We start from the raw sequence: 17,261 nt of genomic DNA, 5'->3' as shown, positions 1-17,261 counted from the left end.
TTCAGTTTTATCGATAATAAATCTGCAGCAACGCAAGCTGCAGGAAGTTTTATAGATAAAATGATCATCCCTCATTCCGGCTGGACCCGAAAATCTGCGCAAGCTGTTCATGATCTTCCCTTGATGGATCTTCTGTTCCGGGCACAAACCGTGCACCGTGAGAACTTTGATCCCAACAAGGTCCAGACCTCGAAGCTGCTGTCGATCAAGACCGGTGGGTGCGCCGAGGATTGCGCCTATTGCTCGCAATCGGCCCGCAACGGATCGACCCTGCCAGCGTCCAAGCTGATCGAGGTTCAGCGTGTTCTGGCCGAGGCTAAGAAAGCCAAAGATGGCGGAGCGACCCGGTTCTGCATGGGGGCCGCATGGCGCGAGCCCAAGCCGCGCGACATGCCGGCGCTGGTCGCCATGGTTGAAGGCGTTAAGGCGATGGGCATGGAAACCTGCATGACGTTGGGCATGCTGGATGACACTCAGGTGGTTCAGCTGCGCGACGCCGGGTTGGACTATTACAACCACAACATCGACACCTCCGAACGTTATTACTCCGAAGTGATCACCACCCGAACATTCTCGGATCGGATCGACACGATGAACCGGGTGCAGGAAGCCGGTATCAAAGTTTGCTCGGGCGGCATTCTTGGTATGGGCGAACATACCGGCGATCGTATCGACATGCTGCTGACACTTGCCAACATGACCCCTCCGCCGAATTCGGTGCCAATCAACATGCTGATGCCGCAGGCGGATACACCATTGGCCGATGCAGAGCCGATTGATCCTATCGACTTTGTGCGGATCATCGCAACCGCACGAATCCTGATGCCGAAATCCTATGTTCGCCTGTCCGCCGGGCGCAGTGACATGAGCGATGAGATGCAGGCGATGTGCTTCTTCGCCGGAGCGAACTCGATCTTTGTTGGCGATACGCTTCTGACGGCGGAAAACCCCGAGGAAGACACCGACTCAATCCTGTTTGCGAAACTTGGCATTCAGGCTGAAACTGCGGAAGAGCATAAGCGCACGGAAGCTGCCGAATGAAAGCAGTCGATCGGCTGGAATCCATGCTTGATGCACTTGAAGCCCGGCACCGCCGCCGGGCTTTGATCCCTGCGCAGGGTTTGGATTTTGCGTCGAACGATTATCTGGGTTTGGCGGGGTCAAAACTGCTACAAGATGCAGCGCAGGCCGCCTTGGCGCGCGGTGTGCCGGTTGGGTCCGGAGGCTCGCGCCTGCTGCGGGGCAATCACCCTGAACATGAGGCGCTGGAACAGGAAGCTGCCGCGTTCTTTGGATCTGAAGCCGCGCTTTTCATGGGCGGAGGGTTTCAGGCCAATCAGGCGATCTTTTCCGCCCTGCCGGCAGCTGGAGATCTGGTGCTTTATGACGCTTTGGTTCATGCCAGTGCCCATGAAGGGATGCGTGCCAGCCGCGCGGATCTACGTGCCTTCCGCCACAATGACTTAGAAGATGCGCGCAATGTTTTCGCCGAGTGGCGGGCAACGGGTGGTGCGGGCCACATCTGGATTGCTGTGGAAAGCGTGTATTCCATGGAAGGTGATCTTGCTCCGCTGGAAGACCTTTCGTCCCTGGCCCGTGAGTCCGGCGCCGTTCTCGTCGTGGATGAAGCGCACGCTACTGGTATTTTCGGCCTAAACGGCAAAGGTTTGGCGCATGACCTGAATGCGGATCTGCTGACCCTGCACACCTGCGGTAAGGGTCTGGGCGTTGCGGGCGGTCTGATCTGTGGTCCGCGTGTGATGATTGAAACGCTGATCAACCGGGCACGACCTTTTATCTTCGCAACCGCGCCCTCACCTTTAAACGCTGCTCTTGTGCGGGCCACTCTGCAAGAGTTGGCTGCCAATGATCGTTTGGTTGCTGCTGCACGTGAACGCGTTGGCCATGCGCATGATGTAGCCCGGGAAGCGGGATTGCCGGATTCGGCGCTCACCAGCCAGATCATCCCGGTTATTTTGGGGGACGAGGCCAGAACGATGGCGACGGCCTCTGGCTTGCAGCAGCAGGGCTTTGACATTCGCGGCATTCGCCCCCCCACCGTTCCCAAGGGAACGTCCAGACTGCGTGTGTCGATCACCGGAAATATCGCCCACGAAGACATCTCGGCATTGTTTGAAACTATCGCCAGCTATCAATCGGAGGCAGCATGAGCGCGCTGATCGTTGCCGGAACCGACACGGGCGTCGGAAAAACCGTTTTTTCCGCTGGTCTGGCAGCGGCTCTGAATGCCCGGTATTGGAAACCCGTTCAGTCGGGTTTGGAGGACGCAACAGACACTGAAACCGTCCGCTTATTGTCCGGTGCGGAAGTATTGCCCGAGGCGTATCGCCTGAACATGCCTGCCTCACCCCATCTGTCTGCCGAAGACATGGGTGTTGAGATTGATCTGTCGCGCCTTGCTGTGCCGCAAGTTGACGGGCCGCTGGTCGTTGAGGGGGCAGGGGGCCTGATGGTGCCGCTGAACCGTAAAAGCTATTATCTGGACCTGATCGCGCAATGGCGGGCTCCGGTGGTCTTGGTCGCATGCACCGCGCTGGGAACGATTAACCACACGACATTGTCCTTGATGGCCCTGCGACGAGCGGGATGCGAGGTCGTGGGTGTTGCTTTTGTCGGTGAGGCTGAGCCGGATGTTGAACAAACTATCGTTGAGATGAGTAATGTTCGTCACCTTGGGCGGCTTCCGATGCTCAGCGATTTGACACAGCAAAGCCTGGCAGATGCCTTTTCGGCGATAGACGTTGCCACCATTCGGAGGTTCCTGTGACCCCGCTCGAATTTGACGCCCGCCACCTGTGGCACCCTTACACCAACGTGGCCAACCCCGGCGCGATGCACCTGATCGACCGGGCCGAGGGCGTTTATCTGTACCGGCAAGACGGCGTGAAGATGATCGACGCCATGTCCTCATGGTGGTGTGCAATCCATGGTCACAAACACCCTGCGATCACATCTGCGATGCAGAAACAGCTGGAGAAGATGCCCCATGTGATGTTCGGGGGGCTGACACACCAACCGGCCGTAGATCTGGGGCGCAGGATGGTCGACATGCTGCCCGAGGGACTGGACCGCATTTTCTACTGTGACAGTGGCTCGGTCTCGGTCGAAGTGTCGATGAAGATGGCGGTGCAAAACCAAATGGCCCATGGCCGCACCGGTAAATTCGAGTTCGCCACCATTCGGGGCGGCTATCACGGCGATACCTGGAAGGCTATGAGTGTCTGCGACCCGGTCACCGGTATGCACGGGTTGTTCCGCGGGGCTTTGTCAATCCAGCACTTCCTGCCGCGCCCTCATGTGCGGCTGGGTGACGAATGGCCCGCAGATTCTGCGCAGAACGGGTTGGAGCCGCTGGAACGGTTGCTTGCCGAAAAAGGCGACCAACTGGCGGCGCTGATCCTTGAGCCTGTGGTTCAAGGCACAGGTGGCATGTATTTCTATCACCCTCAATGGCTGCGCGCGGCCCGCGCCTTGTGCGATGCCCACGACGTGCTGATTATCTTCGATGAGATTGCAACCGGCTTTGGCCGTACCGGCAAGTTGTTCGCCATCGATCACGCTGACGTCAAACCCGATATTCTGTGCTTGGGCAAAGCGCTGACCGGTGGACATATCTCGTTCGCGGCAACAGTAACCAGCGAGCAAGTGGCTTATGGCATCGGCAACAGTGAAGCGGGCGTGTTCATGCACGGCCCGACTTACATGGCCAATCCGCTGGCTTGTGTTGCAGGATCGGCCAGCCTCGATCTGCTGGCCGAGGGAAAATGGGAACGACAGGTGTCTGATATTGAGGCCCAGATGCGCGCCGAACTGGAGCCAGCCCGCGATTTGCCCGGCGTAGCGGATGTCAGAGCCCTTGGTGCCATCGGCGTCATCGAAATGAAGGATACAGTTGATCCTTCTGTCGCCCATCGGCTGGCCCCAAAGACCGGAGTGTGGCTACGCCCCTTCGCGCGCAACATATATTGTATGCCCCCTTACGTCATCTCTCCTGATGAGCTCAGCCAGGTCACGAGTGCAATGGTCGGGCTGGCCGGGGGGCAGGGATGAAGCACAGGTGGCTGGAGCAATCAGACGACGGCGCTCTGATCATTGTGTTCGGGGGTTGGGCGCTTGGTGCTGCACCGTTCCAGGGTCTGACCGGTGACGCGTCTGTTTTGCTGATTGATGACTATACCCGGCTTGATGATCCCTTGCCTGATTTGACAGGTTTTGACCGTGTCGACATGCTCGCGTTTTCCTTTGGCGTCGCATCCGCTGCGCATTGGTTGGCCAACACTTCGTTTCGTCCCGACCGGCTGGTTGCGGTCAGCGGCACGTTGCACCCGTCTTGTGCTGACCGCGGAATAGCGCCTGACATGATCCGGGCTACGGCGGATCAGCTTACGACCTCCAGCTTTGCCAAATTTTGCCGCCGCGCTGGCTTGCGCGGCGACGCTCCGGAACTGGACATATCCACCGCACAAAAAGAGCTGCATTCGGTGATTCAACGCGGACCGGCATCGGACCCTGGGTTTGATCTGGTGTGGATACCCGAGCGTGACCGCGTCATTCCGACGAAGGCGCAAGAGGCGGCCTGGGCTCATTCTTCCGGCGATGTCAGATCCATCGCCGGGCCCCATGTGCCTTTCCAAGCGGGTCAGACCTGGGCGGAGTGGCTGTCATGACCGTGCAACTGGCGGATAAGGTGCAACGAAGCTTCAGCAGAAGCTTCGAAACCTATCACGACACAGCCAGTCAACAGGCTTGGGTCGCGGAAAAACTGGTTTCTGAACTCTGCCGTGTCGGTGCTCCGGCTCAGTTTCACACAACGTTTGAAATGGGATGTGGTACCGGCCACCTGACCAGAATGCTGCGGCAAAACTTCGATCTTCCCGATTTCATCGTGAACGACATCGCGCCACAAGCCCAAGTGACGGCAGAGGCCGAAGCAGCAGCATTTATCTCAGGCGACGTGCGCTCGGTGCAATGGCCCGATCAGATTGATCTGGTCGCCTCGGCCTCGATGATCCAGTGGATGGAAGACCCGGCCGGATTGTTGCAGCAGGCCGTCGATGCCTTGGCCCCCGGGGGTTGGTTGGCCATTTCAGGATTTGGACCGCAGCAATATCAAGAGTTGTCCCGCATCGGATCAACTGCACACGCACCCGGCCTTTGCGAAGCCCGTTCATTAGTCGCAGCTGTCGAAGGGTCGATGCAGGTTCTGGCTGCTGGAGAATGCATACGGCCATCTTTCTTCAAAACACCAAGGGACGTTTTAAAATATCTGCGCAGAACCGGGGTGAATGGGCGTGCAAAAGGGACATGGACCAAGTCCACTCTGGCCCGGTTTGAAGAAGACTATGTGCGAAATTTTGGAACGGCCAACGGGGTGTCTTTGACATATCACCCGATCTGGATTGTCGCTCAAAAGCGATAGGCACCTATTCGGCGACAACAAGATCAATTTCGTTTGCAGACAACATCTGGCGGATATCCTCTGACGGACGGGTGTCCGTAAAGAACAGATTGATCTGTCTGGCAGAGTCCAAAGTGACCGGCGCGCGCTTACCCAGCTTTTCTCCGTCAGCTACCACGATGCGAACCTGGGCATTCTGGGCGGCGATACGCGCCAGGTTGGCCTCCTGCAGGTCATGCAGCATAAAGCCGGACTCGGCATTGACCGCCCCAACCGACAGAACAGCAAACCGGACGTTCAGACGTTTGATAAGGTCTTGTGCCTCAACACCAAACGCGCCGCCGTCATGGGGGCGCAGTTCACCGCCTGCCATAAACACCCGGTTATTGTTCCGGGACGCCAGAGTCTGGGCAACAAAAACCGAATTCGTCACCACAAACAGGTTGTTATGGTCACACAGAGCCTGCGCCACATAAGCTGTAGTCGAGCCAATATCCAGAAAGACCGAATCTCCGTCGCTGATGACTTCGGCCACTGCTTTGGCCAGCTTTTCTTTTGCATCAACCTTCTTGTCTAGCCGACTTTCCAGCGACGGCTCCAGGATGTCCTCCAACAGATGGACGCCACCATGAACCTTACGCACGATGCCGCGTTCCTCGAGATTGCGCACATTGCGCCGAATGGTTTCCAGCGTAACGCCCAACTCATTCGCCAGGATGCTTACGCGACAGGATCCGCCTGTGCGAAACAGCGCGCGCAGAATCTCTTCTTCTCGTTGGTTGGTTGTTTTAAGGTTCATGTTTTTCGCTCTGATAGTCTCGTCATACGAGTAGTTCAAGGATACCGCAACACCCACAGAAAGCAACATTACGCCAAAACATAGTAGAATATTTGAGCTCAGAATTAAAAATATGTGGCTTTACTTGGTTTTTATTGACACAAAACCCCACAGTGTGTTGGTCTGTCTTCAATGCCACCGATTCATCAAAAAATTCACGACAGGGAGATGGTGTTATGAAATGCAAACTGGGACTTTCGGTACTTGCCGTTGCGGCTGCTACGTCAGCCTGGGCGGTGGAATCCACTGATCCGATCAAGCTTACGCTGCACGACTGGTCCGGTCAGCTGATCAATACCAAGATCATGGGTTCGATCCTTGAAGAAGCGGGCTACAACGTCGAATACGTTCAGGCTGACTACATTGCCCAATTCGCTGGCCTGAAAACGGGCGACCTGCATCTGGCGATGGAAATCTGGGAAACAACCGGCCGCGAGGCATTGGACGAAGCGACGGCTTCGGGCAATGTTGTGAATGTCGGGGAAACCGGTCTGATGGCCATCGAAGAGTGGTGGTATCCCAGCTACATGAAAGAGCGTTGCCCGGGGCTGCCGAATTGGGAAGCTCTGCGCGATTGCGCGGAAGAATTCTCGACCGCTGAAACCGCTCCAAGCGGCCGCTATGTCGGTGGACCCGTGACCTGGGGCGGCTTCGACGAAGAGCGTGTCGAAGCTCTGGAGCTGGATTTCGAGGTGGTACATGCGGGTACCGATGCCGCTTTGTTCGCCGAGCTTGAATCTGCCTATCAGCGGCAAGATCCGATCGTTCTGTGGGTTTACGTACCCCATTGGGCGCCGGCCAAGTATGAGGGTGAATTCGTAGAATTCCCGCCATTTTCGGCCGAATGCTATAGCGACCCTTCGGTTGGTGTGAACCCCGACATGGCTTATGACTGCGGCAAACCGCGTGGGCCAATCTGGAAGGCCGCCTGGTCCGGCTTGCAGGAAAAATGGCCCGGCGCTTATGACATCATCGAGGCGTACAACATCAACAATGACGAAATGAGCGCGATGGTCGGCAAGGCCGATCTGGACGGCGTGGAAATTGACAGTGTTGTTTCAGAGTGGATGGAGACCAACAAAGACCGCTGGTCGGGTTGGATCTCAAAATAATCCACTGGCCAGAGCGGCCCTTTCGCTCTCTCGGACCGCTCTGGCCATTTTTTGCAAACTTACCGGACCACACCGATGCCCCCCAAGACGAAACTGTCCTGCCGCAACGTTTGGAAACTATACGGGCCAAACGCTGAAGCGCTGTTGAAGCAAAACCCCAACCCGTCGGCGGATGACATCCGTGATGCAGGTTTGATTGGGGCCGTGCGCAACGCCAATATCGACATCGCGGAAGGCGAGATCTTTATCATTATGGGGCTGTCCGGGTCGGGGAAATCGACTTTGGTTCGTTGCCTGTCGCGCTTGATTGAACCCACTGGTGGTGAGGTCATTTTTGACGACGCTGATCTGTTACGTGCAAACGATAAAGAACTGATTGAAATTCGACGCCACAAGATGGGCATGGTGTTCCAGCATTTTGCATTGCTGCCACATCTGACCGTCTTGCAGAATGTGATGTTCCCTCTGACCATTCAGGCCACACCAAAAGCCGAGGTCGAAACGAAGGCTCGCGAAGTGGTGGAACTGGTTGGTCTGAAAGGGCGCGAGGATTACTATCCGCGTGAGCTGTCCGGCGGCCAGCAACAGCGTGTGGGTATCGCCCGTTCGCTGGTGACCGAACCCGATCTGTGGTTTCTGGATGAGCCGTTTTCGGCCCTCGACCCCCTGATCCGGCGCGAGATGCAGGACGAGTTTCTGCGGCTTCAGGAACGCCTGCACAAGACCATCGTCTTCATCACGCACGACTTTGAAGAGGCTGTCCGCCTGGCAGACCGCATCGCCATCATGAAAGATGGCGAAGTGATTCAGATCGCCACTCCGGAAGAGCTGGTGATGCACCCTGCCACGGAATATGTGGCTGAGTTCACAAGACATATCCCGCGTTCGAAGGTTCTGACCGTCGGCGGCGTCATGACCCCCGGCGCCGCAGGTGAAGGAGAGCCAATTGCGCAATCTGCCCGCGTTTCTGACGTGGCCGAACGCATCATCGCCGCCGATGCGCCGATCCCTGTTGTGGATGCGGAGGGGCAACCCGTGGGAGCGATTGATCGCAAAGCTGTTGCGCATGTACTATTCGGCGACGGAGATGCGGCATGATCCGGTTGAACCGGGCGCAGGCCATTGCTCTGGCCCTTGTTCTGATCACAATCGTGCTTGGGTACTATGGCCGCGATCTGGGCAAAGCGCTGGATGCGCGTTGGCTGACCAAGTTCCCCTCGGCCTGGGTGATCCCGTTCAAGACCTATATTTCCTCGGCGATGACGTGGCTGATCGAGGACGCTGCCATCGGGCCCGTCTCGTTCACCGATGTCACCCGCGCCATCGCGTGGATGATTGAACAACCTTATAATCTGGTGCTTGCCTTATTGGCGGACGGGTTTGTCAGCGGTCAGGGCAATGACGCGCAGGTCATCCTGCCTGCGATCAGCTGGATCGTTGTGATCACCGCTGTCATCGCTTTGGGACAATATTGTCGTGACTGGGCACTTGCCGCATTGGTCGGGGCCTGTTTCATCTATCTCGCTGTCTTCGGGCAATGGGAAAGCGCGATGGTGACGCTGGCCTCGGTCCTGATCGCGGTGCCGATTGGAGCGGGCGGAGGGCTGCTATTGGGTATCCTCGCCTATCGCCATCCGCTGTTCGAAAAGATCATCTCGCCCATTCTGGACCTGATGCAGACGATTCCGATCTTTGCCTATCTGGTGCCGATCCTGTTCATGTTTGGCTTTGGTCCGATCTCGGCTTTGGTTGCCACGATTATCTACGCCACGCCGCCAATGGTGCGGATCACCACGCTGGCGCTCAAGGGCGTGGACCCCGAGATCCTCGATTTCGGTCGCATGGCTGGCACGACCCAGCGACAGTTGATGTGGCGCGTGTTGGTGCCATCGGCCAGCCACAGCCTGATGGTGGGCGTCAATCAGGTGATCATGCTGACGTTGAACATGGTTATCATCGCGTCGATGATCGGGGCTGGGGGGCTGGGCTTTGACGTGCTCGCTGCACTGCGCCGTCTGGACATTGGCGCGGGGTTCGAGGCCGGGATTGCCATTGTAGTATTGGCCATCGCTGTCGATCGTCTCAGCCAGGCATTTGCCGAACGCATGGGGCAGGTGCATCACGAACAACCGGGCTCGTGGGTTGCGCGCCATCGCCGGACTGTTTTGGTGTTGATCCTGTTGGTTGTGACCTGGGTGCTGGGTCAGTTCTCGCCGCTGCTGTTGGAGTATCCCGACAGCCAGACAATCACCACGGGCGCGTTCTGGGATAACACCGTCGAGTATCTGAACGTCAACTATTTCGACGTTTTCGAGGCGATCAAGGTCTTCTTCCTCACGTGGTTCATGATCCCGATAAAGACGGTTCTGCTGGGCATCCCGTGGCCGTGGGCCATTGCAATGCTGACCCTGTTGGGCTGGCACGCGGGCGGCTGGCGGCTGGCGCTGCTGTGTGGAGGAATGGCCTCTCTGATCCTTGTGTCGGGCCTGTGGTCCAAGGCGATGGTGACGGTCTATCTGTGCGGAGCCTCGGTGATCCTTGCTACGCTGATCGGGGTGCCTCTCGGGGTACTGGCGGCGTTGAACAAACGCGCCGGAGCGGTGATCAACCTGCTGATCGACACGCTGCAAACCCTGCCCAGCTTTGTTTATCTGATCCCCGTTGTGATGTTGTTCCGGGTAGGAGATTTCACTGCGCTGATCGCAATCGTCCTTTATGCGCTGGCCCCAGCCGTGCGCTATGCGGCACATGGTGTGCGCTCGGTCAGTGAGGAACTGATTGAGGCCGGTTTGGTTTCCGGCTGCACCCGTACGCAATTGCTGCGCCATATCCGCCTGCCCATGGCGCTGCCTGAGATTCTGCTGGGCATCAACCAAACCATCATGTTGGCCCTGTCGATGCTGGTCATCACTGCACTTGTCGGTACGCGCGATCTGGGGCAAGAGGTCTATATCGCCCTGACCAAGGCAGATACGGGCAGGGGTCTGGTCGCGGGTTTGGCCATCGCGTTCATCGCCATCATTGCCGACCGCCTTATCAATGCAGGTGCCCGTCAAGCCCGCATCCGCTTTGGACTGGAGAGTTAAGATGAGCCAATCCGATCTGATGACCCGCATCCGCGCCCTGCCGATCTGGCAAGGTGAGATCAAGACCGCGCCTCTGACCGGCGGTATCACCAATGTGAACTACAGAGTCACCGATAGCAGCGGATCTTATGTGGTGCGTGTGGGGGACGATATCCCGCTGCATCAAGTCATGCGGTTTAACGAACTGGCCGCCAGCAAGGCCGCCCATGCGGCGGGTTTGTCGCCAGCGGTTGTACACTCGTCAGGCGATCTGACGGTGCTAGAGTTCATCGAAAGCCGCACACTGACCGAGGAAGATGTTCGCAACCCGGATATGCTGCCGCGCGTGCTGGAATTGGTTAAGGCGTGCCATACCGAGGTACCGAAGCACCTGCGCGGTCCATCGCTGGTTTTCTGGGTGTTCCACGTCATCCGCGACTATGCCGCGACACTCACTGAACGCGGCAGTGCCCATTCAGCGCTGATCCCTGACCTGATCGACGCAGGCGCTACGTTGGAACGCGAGGCCGGGCCGTATGACATGGTGTTTGGCCATAACGATCTGCTCTGTGGAAACTTTCTGAACGACGGCAATCGCCTTTGGCTGATCGACTTCGACTATGCCGGATTCAATTCGTCGCTTTTCGATTTGGGTGGGTTGGCTTCAAACAATGGTCTTTCCCCCGAACAGGAAGACTGGGTGCTTGAGACCTATTTCCACGCTCCCGTCACCGACGATCTGCGCCACCGTTATACGGCGATGAAATGCGCCTCGCTTCTGCGGGAAACCATGTGGAGCATGGTGTCCGAGATCACCTCGGACATCGAATTCGACTACGCAGCCTATACGGCCGAAAACCTCGCGCGGTTTCGCGCAGCCCTTTCCGATTTCAAAAATACCTGAGGACAGACATGACCGACCTTCCGAAAACAGCCAAAGCCGTCATTATCGGCGGCGGAATCATCGGCTGCTCGACCGCCTACCACCTGGCCAAACTGGGCTGGACCGACACGGTGTTGTTGGAGCGCAAAAAGCTCACCTCGGGCACCACCTTCCACGCGGCAGGACTGGTAGGGCAGCTGCGTTCGAACGCGAATATTACGCAGCTGCTGGGTTACTCGGTTGATCTGTATAACAAGATCGAAGAGGAAACTGGGCTTGGTACCGGCTGGAAGATGAACGGAGGACTGCGTCTGGCCTGTAACGAGGAACGCTGGACCGAGGTGAAACGTCAGGCCACCACCGCGCATTCCTTTGGTCTGGATATGCAGTTGCTGACGCCGTCTGAGGCGCAGGAACTGTGGCCGCTGATGGACGTCTCGGACGTGATCGGCGCGGCTTATTTGCCAACCGATGGACAGGCGAATCCCTCAGATATCACTCAGGCACTGGCCAAAGGCGCACGTATGGCCGGTGCAAAGATTTTCGAAGACACAAAAGTCACGGATATTGAAATCGAAGACGGGAAGATCCGTGCGGTGATCACGGAACATGGCCGGATCGAATGCGAAAAGGTAATCTGCTGCGCCGGTCAGTGGACCCGCACCTTTGCCGGGCGCTTTGGTGTCAACGTACCGCTGGTGCCGATGGAGCATCAGTATATGGTCACCGAACCTTTTGATGTACCGTCCAACCTGCCAACCCTGCGCGACCCGGATCGCCTGACCTACTACAAGGAAGAGGTCGGCGGGCTGGTCATGGGCGGCTATGAGCCGAACCCAATTCCTTGGGCGACTAAAGGGATTCCGCAGGGCTTCCACTACACCTTGCTCGACAGTAATTTCGACCATTTCGAACAGTTGATGGAATTGGCTCTGGGTCGTGTTCCAGCGCTGGAAAACGCAGGCGTCAAGACGCTGACCAACGGGCCGGAAAGCTTCACGCCAGACGGCAACTTCATCATCGGCGAAGCGCCCGAGTTGAACAACTTCTTCGTTGGTGCAGGCTTCAATGCCTTCGGCATCGCCGCTGGTGGTGGGGCGGGCATGGCGCTGGCTGAATGGGTCCACAAGGGAGAACCCCCCTTTGACCTGTGGTCCGCCGATATCCGCCGCTTTGGCCGCCCGCATTTCGACACCGATTGGGTGCGCACCCGGACCGTCGAAGCCTATGGCAAACATTACACAATGGGCTGGCCGCATGAGGAGCATGACTCGGGCCGTCCGTGCCGCAAGTCACCGCTCTATGACACGCTGAAATCGCAGGGCGCGTGTTTTGGTGAGAAACTGGGTTGGGAACGCCCGAACTGGTACGCGGATGCGTCGCTGGGAGAGACCGCCAAAGATGAATACAGCTTTGGTCGCCAAAATTGGTTCGATGCGGTGGGCCGCGAACATAAGGCCGCGCGCGAGGCGGCGGTGCTGTTTGACCAAACCTCTTTTGCCAAGTTTGCGCTGAAAGGCCCCGATGCGCTGGCGGCGATGAATTGGATCTGCGCCAATGATGTCGACAAGCCGGTCGGCGCGTTGGTCTATACTCAGATGCTGAACGACAAGGGCGGAATCGAATGTGACCTGACCGTTGGTCGAGTGGCACATGACGAATTCTACATCGTCACTGGCACTGGCTTTGCCACCCATGATTTCGACTGGATCAACCGCAATATCCCGGAAGGCATGAACTGCCAGCTTTTCGACATCACTTCATCGAATGCGGTGTTGTCGCTGATGGGACCAAAGGCGCGGGATATTCTGGCGGCGGTGACGCGAGATGATGTTTCGAATGACGGGTTTAAATTTGGAACGATCCGCACAATCGGCATCGCCGGTTGCCCGGTCAAGGCGCTGCGCGTCACCTATGTGGGTGAACTGGGCTGGGAACTGCATCTGCCCGTGGAATATGCCCAAACCGTCTATGCCGCGTTGATGGAGGCGGGCGCGCCTCATGGTCTGGTGAATGCAGGATACCGCTCTATTGAATCGCTGCGGCTTGAGAAGGGCTACCGCGCATGGGGCTCGGATATCGGGCCGGATCATACACCGTTCGAAAGCGGGCTGGGCTGGGCCGTCAAGCTGCGCAAGGATGTTGCCTTCAAAGGCCGTGCCGCATCCGAAAAGCAAAAAGCAGAAGGCGTCAAAAAGATGCTGGCCTGTTTCACAGTTGACCCCGACATCGTCCTGTTAGGGCGGGAAACAATCTATCGAAACGGTGAAAGGGTCGGTTGGCTGACCTCAGGTGGTTATGGCTATACCATCGGGAAATCGATTGGATACGGTTATATCCGCAACCCCGAAGGCGTTGATCCAGAATATGTCACGTCCGGAGAGTATGAATTGGACGTGGCGACTACGCGAGTACCTTGTCAGGTGACTTTGCAGCCACTTTACGACCCCAAGATGGAACGCGTGAAGGTTTGAAGCCCCGAACGTGATCCGTAATCTATGCGGTAAGCAAAAGCTAGTGGCGGGGCACATCCGTGCCCCGCTTGGTGATTGGCTTGCAGCGGAAAAATGGCGTGAAGACAGCCCGAAAAGGACGCCCGGACCGTTTAAAATGGCTGATACTGATCGTGCCATGTTCCCCATTGCACCCGATGAAAACCGTCGTCAGAAACAACGCAGAAACATCCGTCTGAAAGGATTGAAATGGTCGTCGCACATACGCTGAAGGAACATGCCATTCAGATGGCTGACATTGCGTCGTCGTCTGCGATGCGGTTTTTCCGTGGATCTCTGGGTGTCGAGTTCAAACTGGATGAAAGCCCTGTGACGCAAGCTGACAAAGGGGTTGAAGCCGAGGTTCGGTCCTACCTGAACCAGCACTTTCCCGAGCATGGGGTCTTTGGCGAAGAACACGGGCAAGAGGCAGGTGATGGTCGGCACATGTGGGTCATTGACCCAATCGACGGAACCCGGTCATTTCTGTCCGGGCATCCTTTGTTCGGGTTCCTGTTGGCACATCTGGTTGATGGGCAGCCTCAGTTAGGCTTGGTCGGAATGCCCGCTTTGAATGAGGTGTATGTGGGTGTCATTGGTGAAGGGGCCGCTCTGAACGGTGAACCCATACGGGCCTCGCAACAAAAGCGTTTGGATCAATCTATTCTATACGTAAACGAGGGGGACAAGATCCATCGCGATCACCTGGACCTATTCAACCGTTTGATGCAGGCCGGGCAGACGCGTCGGTTTGCCTATGACTGTTATCCGCATGCGTTGCTGGCCGCAGGGCATGTGGACGCTGTAGTGGATTATGACCTGCAACCCTATGACTACTTGGCGGTTGCGCCGCTTGTTGCGGCAGCTGGTGGTGTGATGACCGATTGGCAGGGCAGGGCGTTGACACTGGAGTCAGATGGCGCGGTCGTATCGGCGGCAACCCCTGATCTGCATGCAGATCTTCTGAAACTTATCAACACATAGTCAGTAAAAAGAAGGCCCGGCACTGTGGCCGGGCCCTTCCGTTTTTAGCTTATTCGGCAGCGATGGCTTGTTCAGAGCCAGCCGGTTTCGCAATCGGGCTCCATTCCAGATCACCTGTGTAACGCCAAGCCAGATCACCATTTTCATCCATTGCGATCAGGTGAAGCCAGCGGTTGTCAAACAGGGCTTTGACATTCGCATGCCGTTTCAGAATGTCGTTCATGGCTTCACGCGGCGCTTCGATTACAACCGACAGGCGCAGAGGATCATGCTGGAATGCTTCGCCATCATGGACCGATTGCCAAGGCAGACCTGGGCGCAAAGCACCTCCGTTCCCCTCGACAACGCCAATCCCGCCGACCACGTTGTGCAGCAGTTTGTTGCCACCGCCAAACAAGCCCGGCGCGACGGACGACCCGTAATACTGCAGGCTGATCCAGCTTGCCACAACCACCGGGGCGGTCATGATCAACTCAAGCACGCCAAACCCATCATCCGAACGCCAGTCATAGCTATGCAGAAAGGACTGTCCGGCCAATCCGGTCCCATCGGTCCGGCTGCGTGGGGCAGCTATAAAGGCCCGACAGCCTGCCAAACCCCATTCAGGCCGAAGTTCGGCCCAATCCTTGGCACGGCGGGCGATATCGTCACCTCCGTTGGCACGAGGCAACCGGGCCGAACGCTCGGCGCGCGCCAGGCGTCCGGCTTCATTCAGCCAGGTTTTCAATTTGGCGATCTGCGGGGCCCACAATCCTGCCGGATGGTCCTGATCAAACAGGGTGACATCATCCGTCGTCGTATTGTGCAGCGCTGGAAGGAACAGCGTGTCAGCGGGGATGTCGATCCCTTTGCCCCGCAGACCCTCGCGCACCTGGTTGTCGTTCAGGAGGCTGGCCAGAAGCCGGGCGCTGACGTCCCCTGCATGACCACCGCAGGCACCGCACTGCAACGCGCTTTCATGGGGGTTGTTGGTGACGTCCGCCCCATGTCCTGCCAGCATCACGATACGAGCAAAATTCCCTGTCAGAGACATAGCGCCCAGGATGGCCTTGGCGGTATCGATGCGCGTGGTCAGATCCATCGAAGGATCCAGCTTGGGTGCAGGATCAAACTTGGTTCCCTTGCCACTGGCTGCCAGCGAGTCCCGAAGCAATTTACCTGCGTAGATCGGCCCGGTCGCTTCGACAAAGGCAAAGGATGATACAGCGGCCAGCTTGAAACGCCCCCAAGCACGTTTCGCGCGGGCCGTGTAGCGCCGGTCGAGATCGGACAATGTGTCTTCTGCTGCTTTAGATGTGACATTGGGGTTCAGAAGAACGGGCCCCCGCAGCTCGGTAACGTCTGATCCTGCGCATTTATGCGCGCTGGCCAACCCAAAGAACCCGGCAAAGCCTATGGTTTCAATGCCTGCATCCTGTGCTTCCAGCGCCCTGCGGAAGACCTCGGACCGGACGTCAATACAGAATGCGGCCTGAACCATGGGGCGGCCTTCGGTTTCTCTTGGCTGAGATCCGGACAAAGCCTGCCGCAACTTGCGCTGTTGCGCCCGTTCAGCGGCATCTTGCAAAATGGCGTCAATCACCATGTCACGGGACGGTGTGATCGGCGTTTCGTGTGCTGCGATGGTTTCCGACCAACGTGACGTGATCTGATCGCGGTACTGGTGGAACAGCGCCTCTTCAAACACCATCCGAATGGCAAGTAATTCAGCCGTTGTTGTGTCGGTCTGTCCCTGAAGCTCGGCCTGCCACAACAAGTAGCGCGCATATTGTGCCCAACCGCCCAACGTGATCAGCCAGCGATGAAAGGTTGTTCCGGCCGCCTCTGGCGTCACGCCCAGCGTTTCCGCGGCCCGTCCGATGGCCCGCCATTGAGAACGGTTGGTGGCCGCCACAAATGCGCCAAAGCCCTTCAACCCATTGATTTCCGGCGTAAGGTCGCGCGAGGCGAACTCCCGCCATGCGCTGAATGCACCGCCAACGCGGCTGGGCTGCCACAGGGCCTGGCCTTCGTCGAAATGACTTGCGGCCCAAGCTCCGATACGTTCTTCGATCAGACCCGGCCAGTCGATGCCCGACACGTCGGCGGCGAGATCCGCAACTGTTGGCAACGGGGCAAGAGGTGCCGCGTCCGTGGTCAAAGCAGCCGTTACATCTTCCAGCCTTGGCGGATCAAAGCGGCTTTCGACATGAGAAATTGCCTCGACCAGATCACCGTCAACCATCTCGCCGGTCTTCAGCTTTTCGGCCATGGCTTGCCGGTCAGGTGTGATGCGTACACCGGCGACACGACCAAGGCGCGCAGCTGTCACGGCTAGGGTGTCTTCAGTCTGTCCCAGGAAGGGGTTTACGGCGACGTTGGCCGCCAGCGGAAACAGAGGAGGGATCTGACGCACAGCGTCATTTGCAATCGCGACCAGTTCCAAAAGCGGAGCAGGATAGCTTTCGTGTTTCATATACATGTCTGAT

The 17,261-nt window shown here is 57.6% G+C and carries 14 protein-coding genes; 12 read left to right on the top strand and 2 right to left on the bottom strand.

The window, feature by feature from the left end:
• The first annotated feature begins 60 nt into the window (after positions 1–60).
• Genes bioB through ACR3EH_RS20440 form a run of 6 tightly spaced genes read left to right on the top strand, consistent with a single transcriptional unit; the run spans position 61 to position 5,440 of the window.
• Positions 61–1,041, top strand: a complete 981-nt coding sequence (gene bioB / locus ACR3EH_RS20465; protein ID WP_171185418.1) for a biotin synthase BioB — start codon at positions 61–63, stop codon at positions 1,039–1,041.
• The gene (locus tag ACR3EH_RS20460) at positions 1,038–2,171 is read left to right on the top strand and encodes an 8-amino-7-oxononanoate synthase (RefSeq protein WP_171185420.1); all 1,134 of its coding nucleotides are present in this window, start codon (positions 1,038–1,040) and stop codon (positions 2,169–2,171) included. Before bioB ends, ACR3EH_RS20460 begins: the two co-directional genes overlap by 4 nt.
• Positions 2,168–2,788 (top strand): dethiobiotin synthase, encoded by a 621-nt coding sequence (gene bioD / locus ACR3EH_RS20455; RefSeq protein ID WP_171185422.1) that lies wholly within the window; start codon positions 2,168–2,170, stop codon positions 2,786–2,788. The genes ACR3EH_RS20460 and bioD overlap by 4 nt, the downstream gene beginning before the upstream one ends.
• Positions 2,785–4,071: an adenosylmethionine--8-amino-7-oxononanoate transaminase gene (bioA, locus tag ACR3EH_RS20450; protein ID WP_171185424.1), complete on the top strand. Its 1,287-nt coding sequence runs from the start codon at positions 2,785–2,787 to the stop codon at positions 4,069–4,071. Before bioD ends, bioA begins: the two co-directional genes overlap by 4 nt.
• The gene (locus ACR3EH_RS20445; RefSeq protein WP_171185427.1) at positions 4,068–4,688 is read left to right on the top strand and encodes a DUF452 family protein; all 621 of its coding nucleotides are present in this window, start codon (positions 4,068–4,070) and stop codon (positions 4,686–4,688) included. The genes bioA and ACR3EH_RS20445 overlap by 4 nt, the downstream gene beginning before the upstream one ends.
• Entirely contained in the window at positions 4,685–5,440 is a 756-nt protein-coding gene (locus tag ACR3EH_RS20440) for a methyltransferase domain-containing protein (protein WP_171185429.1), read from the top strand. Before ACR3EH_RS20445 ends, ACR3EH_RS20440 begins: the two co-directional genes overlap by 4 nt.
• A gap of 4 nt (positions 5,441–5,444) precedes the next feature.
• On the opposite strand, the gene ACR3EH_RS20435 is transcribed toward ACR3EH_RS20440, so the two are convergent.
• A complete protein-coding gene (locus ACR3EH_RS20435; RefSeq protein ID WP_171094839.1) occupies positions 5,445–6,218 on the bottom strand; it encodes a DeoR/GlpR family DNA-binding transcription regulator in 774 nt (257 codons plus the stop codon).
• A 215-nt stretch (positions 6,219–6,433) separates the two neighbouring features.
• Here ACR3EH_RS20435 and ACR3EH_RS20430 point away from each other — a divergent pair, with 215 nt between their 5' ends.
• From ACR3EH_RS20430 to ACR3EH_RS20405, 6 genes are all read left to right on the top strand, one after another.
• Complete coding sequence (locus ACR3EH_RS20430; protein WP_171185431.1) at positions 6,434–7,369, top strand: ABC transporter substrate-binding protein; 936 nt, start codon at positions 6,434–6,436, stop codon at positions 7,367–7,369.
• A 75-nt stretch (positions 7,370–7,444) separates the two neighbouring features.
• On the top strand, positions 7,445–8,467 hold the full coding sequence (locus ACR3EH_RS20425) for a quaternary amine ABC transporter ATP-binding protein (protein ID WP_171185433.1): 1,023 nt from the start codon (positions 7,445–7,447) through the stop codon (positions 8,465–8,467).
• A complete protein-coding gene (locus tag ACR3EH_RS20420; protein WP_171185435.1) occupies positions 8,464–10,455 on the top strand; it encodes an ABC transporter permease in 1,992 nt (663 codons plus the stop codon). Before ACR3EH_RS20425 ends, ACR3EH_RS20420 begins: the two co-directional genes overlap by 4 nt.
• A gap of 1 nt (position 10,456) precedes the next feature.
• A complete protein-coding gene (locus ACR3EH_RS20415; protein ID WP_171185437.1) occupies positions 10,457–11,338 on the top strand; it encodes a phosphotransferase in 882 nt (293 codons plus the stop codon).
• Positions 11,339–11,346: 8 nt separating this feature from the next.
• On the top strand, positions 11,347–13,791 hold the full coding sequence (locus tag ACR3EH_RS20410) for a GcvT family protein (protein WP_171675958.1): 2,445 nt from the start codon (positions 11,347–11,349) through the stop codon (positions 13,789–13,791).
• A gap of 228 nt (positions 13,792–14,019) precedes the next feature.
• Entirely contained in the window at positions 14,020–14,793 is a 774-nt protein-coding gene (locus ACR3EH_RS20405; RefSeq protein WP_171675960.1) for an inositol monophosphatase family protein, read from the top strand.
• A 49-nt stretch (positions 14,794–14,842) separates the two neighbouring features.
• Here the strand turns inward: ACR3EH_RS20405 and ACR3EH_RS20400 are convergent, their stop codons facing one another.
• On the bottom strand, positions 14,843–17,254 hold the full coding sequence (locus tag ACR3EH_RS20400) for a YbcC family protein (protein WP_171675962.1): 2,412 nt from the start codon (positions 17,252–17,254) through the stop codon (positions 14,843–14,845).
• Between the last annotated feature and the right edge of the window lie 7 nt (positions 17,255–17,261).

This window comes from Ruegeria sp. BG7, from assembly GCF_056535685.1.
Note: the sequence above shows the minus strand (reverse complement) of the source record. Positions and strands in the feature narration are given on the sequence as shown.

What these genes read in the sequence shown, in the direction of transcription:
- bioB (WP_171185418.1), top strand. Translation starts at nt 61, where the DNA reads ATGATCATCCCTCATTCCGGCTGGACCCGAAAATCTGCGCAAGCTGTT.
- ACR3EH_RS20460 (WP_171185420.1), top strand. Translation starts at nt 1,038, where the DNA reads ATGAAAGCAGTCGATCGGCTGGAATCCATGCTTGATGCACTTGAAGCC.
- bioD (WP_171185422.1), top strand. Translation starts at nt 2,168, where the DNA reads ATGAGCGCGCTGATCGTTGCCGGAACCGACACGGGCGTCGGAAAAACC.
- ACR3EH_RS20445 (WP_171185427.1), top strand. Translation starts at nt 4,068, where the DNA reads ATGAAGCACAGGTGGCTGGAGCAATCAGACGACGGCGCTCTGATCATT.
- ACR3EH_RS20440 (WP_171185429.1), top strand. Translation starts at nt 4,685, where the DNA reads ATGACCGTGCAACTGGCGGATAAGGTGCAACGAAGCTTCAGCAGAAGC.
- ACR3EH_RS20435 (WP_171094839.1), bottom strand. Translation starts at nt 6,218, where the DNA reads ATGAACCTTAAAACAACCAACCAACGAGAAGAAGAGATTCTGCGCGCG.
- ACR3EH_RS20430 (WP_171185431.1), top strand. Translation starts at nt 6,434, where the DNA reads ATGAAATGCAAACTGGGACTTTCGGTACTTGCCGTTGCGGCTGCTACG.
- ACR3EH_RS20425 (WP_171185433.1), top strand. Translation starts at nt 7,445, where the DNA reads ATGCCCCCCAAGACGAAACTGTCCTGCCGCAACGTTTGGAAACTATAC.
- ACR3EH_RS20420 (WP_171185435.1), top strand. Translation starts at nt 8,464, where the DNA reads ATGATCCGGTTGAACCGGGCGCAGGCCATTGCTCTGGCCCTTGTTCTG.
- ACR3EH_RS20415 (WP_171185437.1), top strand. Translation starts at nt 10,457, where the DNA reads ATGAGCCAATCCGATCTGATGACCCGCATCCGCGCCCTGCCGATCTGG.
- ACR3EH_RS20410 (WP_171675958.1), top strand. Translation starts at nt 11,347, where the DNA reads ATGACCGACCTTCCGAAAACAGCCAAAGCCGTCATTATCGGCGGCGGA.
- ACR3EH_RS20405 (WP_171675960.1), top strand. Translation starts at nt 14,020, where the DNA reads ATGGTCGTCGCACATACGCTGAAGGAACATGCCATTCAGATGGCTGAC.
- ACR3EH_RS20400 (WP_171675962.1), bottom strand. Translation starts at nt 17,254, where the DNA reads ATGTATATGAAACACGAAAGCTATCCTGCTCCGCTTTTGGAACTGGTC.